This window comes from Vibrio sp. 10N.239.312.C11 (assembly GCF_041466065.1).
GTDB lineage: Bacteria > Pseudomonadota > Gammaproteobacteria > Enterobacterales > Vibrionaceae > Vibrio > Vibrio tasmaniensis_A.
Map to the genome: position 1 here is coordinate 1 of NZ_JBFSRZ010000051.1, position 13,097 is coordinate 13,097.

General features: G+C 43.2%; 12 protein-coding genes. 9 read left to right on the top strand and 3 right to left on the bottom strand.

Going from position 1 to position 13,097, the window contains the following annotated elements; translation table 11 throughout:
• Window positions 1-318 precede the first annotated feature (318 nt).
• The gene (locus AB6D07_RS18220) at window positions 319-1,137 is read right to left on the bottom strand and encodes a potassium channel family protein (protein WP_017104178.1); all 819 of its coding nucleotides are present in this window, start codon (window positions 1,135-1,137) and stop codon (window positions 319-321) included.
• A 45-nt stretch (window positions 1,138-1,182) separates the two neighbouring features.
• Window positions 1,183-1,767, bottom strand: coding sequence for a S24 family peptidase (locus tag AB6D07_RS18225; protein WP_241810813.1), 585 nt, complete (start codon window positions 1,765-1,767; stop codon window positions 1,183-1,185).
• A gap of 454 nt (window positions 1,768-2,221) precedes the next feature.
• Between AB6D07_RS18225 and AB6D07_RS18230 the strand changes: the two genes are divergently transcribed.
• From AB6D07_RS18230 to AB6D07_RS18240, 3 genes are all read left to right on the top strand, one after another.
• Window positions 2,222-2,761, top strand: coding sequence for a YaeQ family protein (locus AB6D07_RS18230; protein WP_017101705.1), 540 nt, complete (start codon window positions 2,222-2,224; stop codon window positions 2,759-2,761).
• Window positions 2,754-3,335, top strand: coding sequence for a hypothetical protein (locus AB6D07_RS18235; protein ID WP_017103738.1), 582 nt, complete (start codon window positions 2,754-2,756; stop codon window positions 3,333-3,335). The genes AB6D07_RS18230 and AB6D07_RS18235 overlap by 8 nt, the downstream gene beginning before the upstream one ends.
• A 741-nt stretch (window positions 3,336-4,076) precedes the next feature.
• Entirely contained in the window at window positions 4,077-5,549 is a 1,473-nt protein-coding gene (locus AB6D07_RS18240) for a C69 family dipeptidase (protein WP_029223053.1), read from the top strand.
• A gap of 65 nt (window positions 5,550-5,614) precedes the next feature.
• On the opposite strand, the gene folE is transcribed toward AB6D07_RS18240, so the two are convergent.
• Entirely contained in the window at window positions 5,615-6,268 is a 654-nt protein-coding gene (gene folE, locus AB6D07_RS18245; protein WP_004731548.1) for a GTP cyclohydrolase I FolE, read from the bottom strand.
• A 216-nt stretch (window positions 6,269-6,484) separates the two neighbouring features.
• On the opposite strand from folE, the gene moeA reads away from it, so the two are divergent.
• The 6 genes from moeA to AB6D07_RS18275 all read left to right on the top strand — a co-directional run bounded on the left by moeA (window position 6,485) and on the right by AB6D07_RS18275 (window position 13,088).
• Entirely contained in the window at window positions 6,485-7,720 is a 1,236-nt protein-coding gene (moeA, locus tag AB6D07_RS18250; RefSeq protein WP_017103737.1) for a molybdopterin molybdotransferase MoeA, read from the top strand.
• Window positions 7,721-7,732: 12 nt separating this feature from the next.
• Entirely contained in the window at window positions 7,733-8,482 is a 750-nt protein-coding gene (gene moeB / locus AB6D07_RS18255) for a molybdopterin-synthase adenylyltransferase MoeB (RefSeq protein WP_017103736.1), read from the top strand.
• Window positions 8,483-8,738: 256 nt separating this feature from the next.
• Complete coding sequence (locus AB6D07_RS18260; RefSeq protein ID WP_017103735.1) at window positions 8,739-10,874, top strand: LruC domain-containing protein; 2,136 nt, start codon at window positions 8,739-8,741, stop codon at window positions 10,872-10,874.
• Between the two features lie 10 nt (window positions 10,875-10,884).
• Window positions 10,885-11,655 carry a hypothetical protein gene (locus AB6D07_RS18265; RefSeq protein ID WP_372140741.1) on the top strand — a complete coding sequence of 257 codons (771 nt, stop codon included), beginning with the start codon at window positions 10,885-10,887 and terminating at the stop codon, window positions 11,653-11,655.
• 234 nt (window positions 11,656-11,889) lie between these two features.
• Window positions 11,890-12,204, top strand: coding sequence for a hypothetical protein (locus AB6D07_RS18270; protein WP_017103732.1), 315 nt, complete (start codon window positions 11,890-11,892; stop codon window positions 12,202-12,204).
• Between the two features lie 35 nt (window positions 12,205-12,239).
• Window positions 12,240-13,088: a sulfurtransferase gene (locus AB6D07_RS18275; RefSeq protein WP_032499412.1), complete on the top strand. Its 849-nt coding sequence runs from the start codon at window positions 12,240-12,242 to the stop codon at window positions 13,086-13,088.
• Window positions 13,089-13,097 lie beyond the last annotated feature (9 nt).

A 13,097-nucleotide genomic window follows, 5' to 3' on the forward strand; every position in this document is an offset into this window, starting at 1 on the left:
TGATCAGATCGTAGGTTCTTGATTTAGTTCCATTGAATTACGCAACAAAGCCATTCTAAGTCCATATAACAACGAAAAAGCTGCCTTGTATTGGTTATAGACTGGTCATTACTTATCGCATTTTTAACCGAATTTATAACGCCTTGTCGGAGCTGTTGAACAACAGTGGTAGTAGCCCCCCCTCAAACGTTTCAAAGGATAATTTTTGAATATCTTCATTAACTTTATTAAAAATATTCACCGTTTCAAACAAACTGTAATAAGAGCTACTGTCAAGCTCTCTTTTAAGGGTAATTAGCGTTCTATAATAAGCTTTTTTTATTCACTCGACTCTCTCATAAATTCAGTGTTGGTATTTTTCAAAACATTAAGCTGGTTGGATGAATTATCAATAGCTGATTTTAAGTCAGCAATATCACTCTTTAGGTCAGAGATTTCATTACGAAGATTTGTGATCACATGCGTATCTTGCTTTTCAGTGTCTTCTTCTAAGAACCAAGATGCGACAAAACCTGTAAACGTGCCGAATAAGCCTACCCCTGCGGTCATAAGGACAACCGCAACAATTCTTCCTTCATAGGTTACCGGATAGAAATCGCCATAACCTACAGTAGTAATCGTAACGAAAGCCCACCAAAGTGCATCACCAGCATTATGGATGTTAGAACCATCGGTACCTTTCTCAAGTTGAAGCATGGCGATAGCACCAAAGATAACAAGTATTACTGACACCGCGGACACTAAAGAAAAAGTACCCTGAGTCTTGTTGCGAAATAAGTAGTAAATAATCATTTTCGTTGATCGAACAGCCCTTAATATCCGAAGGACTCTCACCACTCGTACAATTCTTCCGTAACGGAACATATCAAGCATTGGGATACTAGATAACAGATCTATCCACCCCCATTTCATAAAATGTTTTTTACTTTCAGCCCTCTTTAGCCGAATGACGAAATCAGCAAGAAACACCAAACATATAATGTTGTCGGTAATAGCAAATATTTCAGTCACATAGTGTGGTAGCTTGAATACGCTCTCAGCAAACAATGCCACTAATACGTATATTGAGAGAACCAAAGTAAAGAATTGAAAGGGACCAAAATCAATGGCCTCCTTTTCTATTGATTTATTTATCATTTGCTTAACCAATAAAAAGGCGACCCTGAGGTCGCCTTTGCTTTTCTAAATCACCGCCTTCATAACGGTGGTAATAACTTTCCCGATTACCGCGAACTCATTGAGTTTCTCCTCATTCACGATAAACGAATCATATTCTTCTTTGTTGTCTGAGATGACGTTATAGCCCTCGGCCATGATGTCGTACTTCAGGCGTTTTATGTAAACGTGCTTACCAATGCGAACAACATAGACACCATGCTTTACTGGGTGATCGAGTTCTCGGGTATCGACTAATACTTCATCGCCGTCGCTCAAAGTGTCTTCCATTGAGTCGCCAGGGCAAATGATGATACGAGCATCTTCTTCTGTCAGGCCGAAACGTTTTAACCATAAGCAAGGTAGGAATTCGGTTCTAAGTTGGTACTCGGTATCGTTTTGAGCACCAAACCCACAAGACGCATAAACGTTGTACACAGGTACAGCGCACATATCGCCTATTTTAGAAGTGGCTTTTACAGACTTAACATTCGAAATCTCTGTGACATCGTCACCGATGACGTGATGAGATTCACTTAACCAATTGTTTCTCATGGTTTTATCATTCCAACAGAAAATGGACTTAGCAATAGCCTGTCTCCACAAACTCACAACCCAGTCTCCTTAAAGAGACTAAAGCGCACATTAAAGCGTATTACCCTAGTAACGAAGTCATCGCATAACAAACTATAGCCGCAGTTTAAGATCGGTATTGTATATGACTACCTGCGATAAACTGCAAACCGCTAAGAACTATAACACGCCATTACTGTGGTGGATATGATGCTAAGCCTTTGAATATTAGACATGTGTTAGACGCTGCGTTTAATTTTAAATATTTTAGCTCTCTAAGCAATATTTGAGAATTAAGCTCACAGCAATCACAGCCAGAATAAATGCCGCTAAAGTCACACTGAGCACTGTTTCGATTCGTAAAGAAACAGAAGCGAACAGAGTGGTAAACATCTTTCTAAAAATAGCCAGCCTCTGCTGGCTATTTTTTTACACGCTATTCAGAGATTTAAGGTAACATCCCCTCACTATTTCTATCTAAGACACCCTATCAATGGCTCTCAAACCAACAATCTTTAAGTTTCGCATCTCTTTAACCGATATGAATCGCGACTATTACGACTCTTTTAATCTAACGGTTGCACAACACCCTTCTGAAACAGAACAGCGCATGATGGCTCGTATCATTGCTTTCTGTATCAATGCATCTCCTGAACTTGAGTTCACTAAAGGGTTGTCTAGCATTGAAGAACCCGATTTATGGCAGAAGTCGTTAGATGACCAAATCTTAGAGTGGATTGATGTTGGCGAACCCGATCCAGAACGCGTTAAGAAGGCGACTCGCTTATCTAAGTCTGTGAGCGTGTTCAGCTTCAACACTAAGTCGAACGTTTGGTGGGAGCAGAACAAAGGTAAATTTGGTTACCTGAAAGCTCAGATCGTTCGTCTAGACAACGATGGTATTGAGCAGCTAGCAGCGATGACACAACGTACGATGGACCTATCAGTAATGCTGTCGGGTAACTCTGCGTTCGTAAACAGCGACACGCAATCTGCAGAAGTAACGTGGGAAGAGCTACAGAGTAATGACTGAGATCCAAACTCAGACTGAACCTCAGCGCCAAACTAAGCTCGAAGCGTGTTTGCAGCTCGCTGGTCTCGATTCAGTCAAAGCGCTGACGACTGGCTATGAAAAAGAGTTAAAGTCATTTATTGATGAAAACCATGCTCTGTTTAGACACGCTTGCGAGAACAAGCCGGACAACTCTGCACGTCAGACGTTGCTCGGCCTGTTAACCAAGGTACATATCGATGCAAGCTATCGCTTTGAAAGCAATAAAGAAGCGAATGAGGCAATGCAAAATGTATTCGATACTACAGTGGGCACTGAGCACAGCGACAAGTTTCAAAACTCTAACGCTCAGCAGTTACAGTTAATCACTCATTTGTGGTTGTTCATTCAAGGACGACTAGGAATGGATTACAGCCTTGCTAATGATCATGCTGCTGTAGCCGCTACGCTGTTGTCTCGCATATCGAGAAGCAGTGATGATGAGATTCGCGTAGAGTTCATGGCAAGTTTTTATGATGGTTTGAACCTCTATCAAGCTGAGAATAAGCCGTCCGGTTTTGTTCATTACTTTAAGCGTTTGTTTAATCTTTCTTAAGCATTCCACCAGCTGCTGTACCCAAATTTGCGCTTTATAGATTCTGTAAAGCGCATCTAATTTCCGTTCCAACCAATCCATATCGAAAATGCAGATTCCCTATTACGCTCGTTCCTCACTTTAGGGAATGACGAAAGTAACTAAGTCACTCATTCTGCAAGATCATCAGTGTTTGCTTCTAATAGGCTGGCGTAGAATACACTCTGCACCCCCACCCTCGTATTTTACTCACTCGCCGTCATCCTCGAGGAGGAGGAACGACTGAGTTGAGGATCTAATACCAAGTCAGAAACTACACAGACAAACAGATTCCCTATTACACTCGTTCCTCGCTTTAGAGAATGACGACATTCTCAGTCATTGCAGTTTACTTCATTGCAAGCACAAAAAAGCCCCCACAAGATACCGCGCTTCAGCACTGTTGTTTATCCGATTGCAACCCAAAAACCATACGTTAGAGACGAACAAAGTCTTGTTGTGATAATGATACTTCTCATAACACGACGAATTAAAGCTACGTATATGGCAAGGTTACTTTACAACTATAACTTATCAATTTATTCAAAAAGTGCATATTTTTCAGATAATTATTCTCAAATGGAAATATCAGTTATGTGACGAGCAGAAGCATTTTCTCTTGTGATGATAAGTACACTTAATTTTATAAAATGATAATAAAAAACCTGCAAATACAACTAACGTTAACTTTAAATTATCTTGTTTTATAAGCGGAGAATTAAAATGAAAATATGGTCTGTATCCTTTCTTGCAACTGCAGTAGCTGTCGCTCTAAGCAGTAATGCGATAGCTTGTACTGGGCTTATTGTTGGCAAAGAAGCGTCGAACGACGGTAGCATTATGATTGCTCGTAATGAAGATTTTAGCATTAACAACTGGAACAAATACCTAAAGTATCGACCTGCGCAAGATAACCAAGAAGGTGACTGGCAGTTAGGTAACGGGTTAATTGTTCCGATGCCAAAGCACTTCTTTGCTTACTCTGCGATACCAGACTGGGATGCGGATACCGTTAATCGCGACGGAAAATTCTATGAAGAACGTGGGATTAATGAACACAACGTTGCCATTTCAGCAACAACCAGCGCAGAAATAAACGACAAAGTCGCCAAGGTAGATCCTTTAATCGACAATGGCGTAATCGAAGCCATTATACCTACGTTAATCCTTCCTCAGGCAGAAAACGCAAAACAAGCCGTAGAGTTACTCGGTCATTACATCGAAACCTATGGTGCTGGTGAAGGAAATAGTTTGTATATTGCAGACACCAATGAGGCGTGGTTATTTGAAATTGGTTCAGGCCACCATTGGATTGCTGTAAAAGTACCAGATGACAGTTACGCCATGATTGCAAATGGCTTACGTGTACATGGTGTGAACTTGGCAAACAAAGAGGTACTGCATTCAAAAGACATATTCGAGTTTGTAGAACAAAACAAACTGCTTGATAACGCAGATGAAAAATCTTTCAATTTTGCAAAAGCATTCGGGGTTATTGGTGATGAGTATAATATCGATCGTGAATGGTTAGGCCAAAAAATACTGACACCTTCGCTGCATCAACAAAGTCGCATGACGCAATACCCTTTGTTTATGAAACCTGATACAAAAATCTCAGTTGAAAATGTGGCAGAGGTACTTAGCGCGACTTATAAAGACACGGTTTTGGAAGGAAAATCGAAACGACCAATTAGAGTTGAACGTCAACTAGAGTCGCATATTATTCAGCTTCGCCCTGAGATGCCAGAAGAGCTTCAAGGTATTATTTGGCAAAGCTTCGGCGTGTTACCAGAATCTGTTTTAGTGCCGTTATACTCAACCCTACAAGATTACCCAAAAGCGTACCAAGTAGGCGATGATAACTACAGTGATGACTCTGCTTATTGGCAGTTCCGTAGTTTAACCGCCCTCGCTTCTACAAACCCAGATAAGTATTTACCAGTACTAAAAGCAACTTGGGACAAAGAAGAAACTCAACTATACAAGCAGGTCGCACACTTAGATAAAACGTTAACAGACATGTATAAAGTAGATAAACAAGCGGCTCTGAACATGGCTGCCGACTACTCATACGGACAGCTTAAGCGTACCTTAGATATGGCAACTGAGCTTAGATACAAAATGATTACAGATTTGACTAAAAGCACAGAGAAGAAATACTCAGAGGAAGAGTTTAAGAAAATAGTAAATCTGTAGGCTTATGAAGCAACCAATAAAAACGGAGCATAATGCTCCGTTTTTTTATCTGAATAGGTTTAGTTCTAACGCAGGCCGTGTAAGAACTCATGGCGCGTTGCTGGGTTTGATCTAAAAATACCCCCCAGAGCTGTTGTTGTTGTTTCGCTGGTTGCGTCCATTACACCACGAGATTTCACGCAGTAATGAACCGCATCCATGGTTACAGCAACATCATCCGTTTCTAGCAGCGTTTGTAATGCTACAAGGATTTGCTGCGTCATACGTTCTTGAACTTGAGGACGTTGAGCAAAGAAACGAACGATTCGGTTGATCTTCGAAAGACCAATGATCTTACCTTGAGGAATGTAAGCGACTGCGGTTTTACCATCAATGGTGACTAAGTGATGCTCACATGTGCTGGTGACGGTAATGTCTTTTACACGAACCATTTCACGAACACCCATCTTGTTTTCGATCACGGTGATTTTAGGGAAATTGGCGTAATCCAAACCAGAGAAAATCTCATCCACATACATTTTTGCAATACGTTGCGGCGTTTCTTCCAGACTGTCATCTGCAAGATCAAGTTCAAGGAGAGTTAGAATCTCACGCATATGGTGTTCGATTCGTTCCTTTTTCTCTTCTCGGCTAACCTGGTTAGGACGCATTGGTGTCTCTAATCCGCGGCTTGCTAGCGCATCTTTAACCAACTTCGCTGATTCGCTAAGACCTGACATTGAACTTCCTCTTTTAATACCCCTTCTGGATGGCAAACAAGGATACTCGGAATTTTGATTAAATACACCCATATTTTAAGGGAGGTCATTATTTACGGGGCTTAAACTATGCTAAAGTGGCTGCAATTTCGTTGGCGAACATCTGTGATTTGATAATTATGGAGCCACTATTGCCAACCACTAAATCAAAATAATAACGACCAAAGGATTTCAATTATGGGCTGTTGCGACGCTCCGGGCTTAATGCCAATTGAAGAAGCACTAGATAAGCTGCTATCACCAATCAAACCAATCCAAACGACTTTATCTCTACCTCTTGCTGAAGCATTAGGTTATGTCCTTGCTGAAGATATTCTTTCCCCTATTTTCGTACCTCCTTTTGATAACTCAGCAATGGATGGCTATGCACTGCGCTTAGCAGACCTAGAGAACGGTAAAGTACTACCATTAGCAGGCAAATCTTTTGCAGGCCAACCGTTCGAAGGTGAATGGCCAAGCAACACCTGTATTCGCATTATGACTGGCGCAAAGATCCCTGAAGGTTGTGACGCCGTAATCATGCAAGAAAATACGGTTGAAACTGATACTGGCATTGAAATTCAACAAGACGACATCAAGCTGAACAATAATATTCGCCCTACTGGTGATGACATCAAACAAGGTGATATCGTTCTTAGCCGCGGTGAACGTTTAACACCTCGTGACATTCCAATGATCGCCTCTTTAGGTGTTAGCCATGTCACTGTGGTACACAAGCCTAAAGTGGCGTTCTTCTCTACCGGTGATGAATTAAAACCACTAGGTCAGCCTCTTGAAGACGGTCAGATCTACGACAGCAACCGTTACGGTATTAAACCGCTGATCGAGGCGTTTGGTTGTGAAGCCATCGATTTAGGCATCATCCCAGATTGCACAGCAACGCTAAAAGAGACGTTTGAGAAAGCTCAAGAGTTAGCTGATGTTGTAGTGACTTCTGGCGGCGTAAGTGTTGGAGAAGCGGATTACACCAAAGATATTCTTGAAGAACTTGGCGAGATCGGCTTCTGGAAACTGGCAATCAAACCAGGTAAGCCATTCGCATTTGGTGAGTTAGACAATGCTTGGTTCTGTGGCCTACCGGGTAACCCAGTATCAGCGATGATGACGATGTACGTGTTAGTTCAGCCTATGCTTGCTAAATTGGCTGGTCACACAGCGTGGACAGCTCCGGAATCTATTCCTGCTATCACCAAGTCTGCATTCAAAAAAGGCCCAGGCCGCACTGATTACCAGCGTGGCATTTACTCGATTGAAAACGGTCAATTTGTGGTAGAAACAACGGGTAACCAAAGCTCTGGCGCTTTCCGCTCAATGAGTTTAGCAAACTGCTTTGTGGTACTAGAGCGCGAACGCGGCCGTGTTGAAGTCGGTGAAACGGTTCAGATCCAACTGTTTAACTCGACGCTTTACTAACGAGGCTTACTGATGGAAATACTGTCTGACGTAGAGATGCTTCGCTACAACCGTCAAATCATTCTTAAGCAGTTTGATTTTGAAGGCCAAGAAGCACTAAAGCAGAGCTCAATCTTAGTATTAGGGGCTGGAGGCTTAGGTTGTGCCTCCGCTCAATACCTTGCGACTGCGGGCATTGGTAAGCTAACACTGATCGATGATGATATTGTCGAGCTTTCAAATTTACAGCGACAAGTACTTCACACCGATGCTGACATTGGCAAGAAGAAGGTCGATTCTGCCGCTGAATCGTTACAGATACTGAACCCTCACCTGACGATTGAAACTGTTGACCACAGGCTTGATGACCAAGCACTTGGCAAGTTGATTGAAGCACACTCTCTTGTCCTTGATGCCAGTGACAACGTCGAAACGCGCAATCAGTTGAACCGCTTGTGTTACGTCTCTAAAACGCCACTCGTATCAGGTGCAGCGATTCGTATGGAAGGTCAGATTAGTGTGTTCACTTATCAAGATACTGACGCACCGTGCTACCAGTGCTTAAGTGCCCTATTTGGCAACGCTGCTCTAAGCTGTGTTGAAGCTGGTGTGATGGCGCCTGTTGTTGGCATGGTGGGCGCAGCTCAGGCTTTGGAAGCTATCAAGGTTATTGCTAAGTTTGGACAACCAAAGCAAGGCAAACTTTTAATTCTCGATGCCATGTCTCACAGCTGGCGTGAAATGAATTTAATGAAGATGCCTAATTGCTCGGTGTGCGGATAGACTAAGCATATCCCCCCTCTAATCGACAACCTAAGCCTTGACTAAAAGTCAGGGCTTTTTTAGGTCTCAACATCAGCTTCTCAAATCGATTTATCAATTTGAAATGATCTATAAAATATTAGTTTCATTTGAATTCTCATTTTGAGAATATATTGCACATCTCAGTGATTTAGAATATAAACAATAAAAATCAACAACTTAAAAGTGGCACGTAACTTGTAAAAGTATCTAGACCTTCTATGACAAGGATGTAGATATGAGAATTACAACGTTAAGTTTGCTATTAAGTGCGCTTTTGGTCGCCAACGCAGCGCCATTCGATACCTGTCCGAGCCAGGCTTACCTATTCCAATCGACACCCGTACAAGTTTGGGGCGTGAACCTAGTGACAGGCTCAACCACCCTGTTAGAAGACGATACGGGCATGAACGCCAATATCAATGGTGTTGGTTTCGACTTTCAAGACAGATATATTTATGGCTATGACACTACCAACAAACGCTTGGTGCGCCTTGGACAGGATTTCCAAGCAGAAGTGATCAATACCAGTGGATTACCAACCGATCACACTTTCTATGTCGGCGATGTCTATGACCATGTGTATTACCTTTACCGTACAGGAAAAGGCTTGTTCACCGTTGATCTATCGCCGTTAGACGCCGACCCAAACGCGACTGTTACAGTTAACAAAATAGCTGGTAGCCCGGCAACCGTAAAACTGACTGATTTTGCTTTCCACCCAAGTGATGGTTCTCTATATGGTATCGATAATAACTCCGGAGGCTTATACAGCTTCAACCCTACAACTGGTGCCGAAACCTACATCGGAGACACCGGCGAGTTAGGTACGTTCGGTGCTGGCTATTTTGATGTCAACGGCTACTACTACGTATCTCGAAACCAAGACGGTAAAATTTACCGTATCAATCTGTCTCCAGACAACGCTGCCAATATCGCGGCAGGTATTGTTCCAGCCGTTGAATTTGTTTCGAATGGCCCAGCTTCTGGTCAAAACGATGGTGCTCGTTGTGCTAATGCACCTGTTGTTGATGAAGACTCAAACATCGACTTCGGTGATGCTCCAGACAGCTACCTAACGTTACTGGCGAGCAATGGTCCACGACATGAGCTTGATGGCATCACTTGGTTGGGTACAACACCACCAGATGCTGACTTGGATGGTTACGTTACACCGCAATCTGATGAAAGTGTTGGCATTGATGATGAGTGGGCAAACGGTGGTATCGGTTTTGTTACTGCGCTTGAAGCCGGGCTTGATTCAAAAGTGGTGATTGAAGCTTCAACAACCGGTTACCTCTCAGCTTGGATCGACTGGAACCAAGATGGCAGCTTCGACGGCGCTAATGAGCAAGTATTTACCGATTACCAACTGGATGCGGGCGAGAATGACCTGTTCCTTAATGTCGATATCAACGCATTAACGGGAACAACTTGGGCTCGATTTAGATTCAGTCAACAAACCAACCTAAGCTACTTTGGCGGCTCTACCTCTGGTGAGGTGGTCGATATTCAAGTCGATGTTCTTAATAATGGCGCCACTGCTCGTTACTTCCCGAGTGCTTCTGGCTACGCAACGCTCGCGTACGAAGATAACTGGCCTTATAAGGCCGACTACGACATGAACGATGCTGTTCTTATGTATCGCATTACCGAGATCCTTAAAGATGGAAAAGTCGTTAAATCAACCATCGATGGACGTCTTGCTGCAGTAGGAGCTTCGTACAGAAATGGTTTTGCGGTTCGACTTCCTAACCTAGACCCAAGCTTAGTGAGTAGCGGAAGCTCTTACATGAAGCACAATGGGGTGTTCACTGATTTAGACTTGGAGCAAGGACGTAGCGAGGCAATCTTTGTTATTGCTAACGACCTTACAGACAAAATCAGTACTAGTTGTACCTTCTACCGCACCATCAGCTCTTGTAAAGAAAATGAGCAATTCGCTTTCCAAATCGGGATTACGTTAGCTGGTGATGGAGTGAGTACTGGCAGTTGGACTGACATGCCTTACGACCCGTTCATTTTCGCAACGCCTGGGTATTATCATGGTGAAAACCTACCTCTGCATCCAGGGCGCAGCTGGGAGGTGCACTTGCCAGACCAAGCTCCAACCGAGGCATTTGATACCGCTAATCTCTTTGAAACAGGACTAGGCGTTGATGACAGTAATCCATCAACAGGCAAATATTTCAAAACCGCAGACAACCACCCTTGGGCACTGCTGATTACTTCAGACACGGAATGGCAATGGCCACTGGAATATGTAGATATCGTCACCGCCTATCCAAACTTTGCGAACTTTGCTGAATCCGGCGGTACTCAATCAACCGATTGGTTCCAAACACCTGCCGCTGACCAATGTTACTTGCCTTAGGAGAATGATTATGAATATGCCAATTAAACAGACAGTAACAAACGGTCGCCGGAACTTTAACAATGCTATCTTATCTAGTCTGTCGAATGCTGCACTTAAGAAAAATACGGCTCAGTCGCAGTCAATACGTATTCCATTACTAATCGCATCACTAACGTTGGTAGGGTGTGGTGGCGGAGGCGGCGATGGAGGAGCATCAACTCCTAACCCATCGCCTTCAACACCAGCGGTGACAGCACCAGTGACATCAACACCAGTGACGTCAACACCAGTGACGTCAACACCAGTGACGTCAACACCAGCGACGTCAACACCAGCGACGTCAACACCAGCGACGTCAACACCAGTGGCGTCAGCGCCAGTTACATCACCATCAGTGGTCTCATCACCAGCCACCGTCGCTATAAATCCGGCACCGACACCAGTTAATGCGGTTATCTCCAACGGCCCGCAAGCGTACAAAATGGATGAGCTCGTAATACCTGATGGTTTCGATTATAACTCTGTAGATCAATTCGACCTCAATATTGATATCAGCCACATCTCAACCGATCGTTCGTTCGTATCCGTATATAGTCGATTTACCACAAGGACAGACTCAACTTACAAGCCTGATTATTCAAGTAAGGTCATTGGAGGCCCTTTAGACAACGGTACATTTACGTCCAACTTTTCGGCGCCGCTAAGCGAAGATATTCTGTTAATTGAGATCTGGTTTTATGATGGTCAAGCGCCGCTGCAACAAGTCGTTGCAAGTGACGGATCACAAATCACTTGGTAAACGTAAAGGAATGAAAAGCGCTGAGTTCAGTTTAACAATAACTAAATTTAGTTGGAGTTAGACAGCAGTCTCGAAGTCGAAAGTCGAAAGTCGAAAGTCGAATAACAATGCATAAAGGTGAGCAATGAGGCTCACCTTTTTATTTGGGCGCTATTTCAATTTTCAGTACTGGTTATGTTCACTTTATCGAAAGCCTGTCTTATCTTTTAAAGATGACTTTCAAAGGCTTACTTTATGAAACAGTTGAAAATGGGATTCGTTATATTATCGATTGGTATTGGGCTACTTTTATTTCTCACCTATTTCCCGATGACATCTTCTACCGGAGAACACATTGAAGCCAGAGTCATCTCCAATACGCTCACTCAATCCCTAGACGGACATAGGCGCTACCTCACGGTTGAAACTCAAGACAACGAAATATTTCGCGTTTCCATTCCACCAACAACAGACTGCCCTCTTGATTCTGTGGTCGTGCTTGATACATTAAACAATCAAATAACCGGACAAAGCAGCTATCAGTTCATCCACTGCCGGGCTGCGCCTTAGTCGCCGATATAACAACAAGAATGGATATAAGAAGAATGAATCAGCCACTCATTTCACCAGAACAACTTCAACAACGTTTGCTAGAAGAAGACAATATTGTAATCCTCGACGCCAGTATCGAATTTCAGATCCCAAGTGAGTCAGAAAAGATCAAAGGACAAATGATACCTAGTGCGATTCGTTTCGACTACGACAAAAACTTTTGTAACAAGCACACTCTACTCCCTCACATGTTCCCGACCGAAAAACACTTCAATACACGCGCACAAGAAATTGGTATCAATCAAGACAGTACGATAGTGGTTTACGATAACTCAGGAACTTTTGCCTCGCCTCGCGCATGGTGGATGTTTATGGCAATGGGACATAACAACGTATACATCTTAGATGGCGGTTTACCTGCTTGGATAAAAGCCGGTTACGCGACAGAGACTGACTATCGCACCGAAGTCAAAGCGGGCAATTTTGAAGGCCAAATTCAAGACAACCACTTTGTAAATGCTCAGCAAATCCAAAACTACTCCGATGACAAAAGTGCAAACATTCTGGATGCACGTTCTCAAGCTCGCTTCGATTCAGAAGTTCCAGAACCACGTGAAGGCTTACGTAGTGGCCACATCCCAAACTCAGTTTGCTTGCCGTTCGCACAAGTCTTAAATGCAGGTAAATTGAAACCTCAAGAAGAGTTAGTTGACATTTTCTCGACTCTGAACTTAACCCCCTCTCAACCTATGTTCTTTAGCTGTGGCTCTGGTGTGACGGCTTGCATCATTTTATTAGCCGCTAAACTGGCTGGTTATTCAAGTGATATGGGCGTTTACGATGGCTCATGGACTGAATGGGGCGCAAATGAAAAACTACCTATTGCCGTAACTAAAAAGTAATTCAGCTTC

What these genes read in the sequence shown, in the direction of transcription:
- AB6D07_RS18220 (WP_017104178.1), bottom strand. Translation starts at nt 1,137, where the DNA reads ATGATAAATAAATCAATAGAAAAGGAGGCCATTGATTTTGGTCCCTTT.
- moeB (WP_017103736.1), top strand. Translation starts at nt 7,733, where the DNA reads ATGGAAATACTGTCTGACGTAGAGATGCTTCGCTACAACCGTCAAATC.
- AB6D07_RS18265 (WP_372140741.1), top strand. Translation starts at nt 10,885, where the DNA reads ATGAATATGCCAATTAAACAGACAGTAACAAACGGTCGCCGGAACTTT.
- AB6D07_RS18230 (WP_017101705.1), top strand. Translation starts at nt 2,222, where the DNA reads ATGGCTCTCAAACCAACAATCTTTAAGTTTCGCATCTCTTTAACCGAT.
- AB6D07_RS18260 (WP_017103735.1), top strand. Translation starts at nt 8,739, where the DNA reads ATGAGAATTACAACGTTAAGTTTGCTATTAAGTGCGCTTTTGGTCGCC.
- AB6D07_RS18270 (WP_017103732.1), top strand. Translation starts at nt 11,890, where the DNA reads ATGAAACAGTTGAAAATGGGATTCGTTATATTATCGATTGGTATTGGG.
- AB6D07_RS18240 (WP_029223053.1), top strand. Translation starts at nt 4,077, where the DNA reads ATGAAAATATGGTCTGTATCCTTTCTTGCAACTGCAGTAGCTGTCGCT.
- AB6D07_RS18235 (WP_017103738.1), top strand. Translation starts at nt 2,754, where the DNA reads ATGACTGAGATCCAAACTCAGACTGAACCTCAGCGCCAAACTAAGCTC.
- moeA (WP_017103737.1), top strand. Translation starts at nt 6,485, where the DNA reads ATGGGCTGTTGCGACGCTCCGGGCTTAATGCCAATTGAAGAAGCACTA.
- AB6D07_RS18275 (WP_032499412.1), top strand. Translation starts at nt 12,240, where the DNA reads ATGAATCAGCCACTCATTTCACCAGAACAACTTCAACAACGTTTGCTA.
- folE (WP_004731548.1), bottom strand. Translation starts at nt 6,268, where the DNA reads ATGTCAGGTCTTAGCGAATCAGCGAAGTTGGTTAAAGATGCGCTAGCA.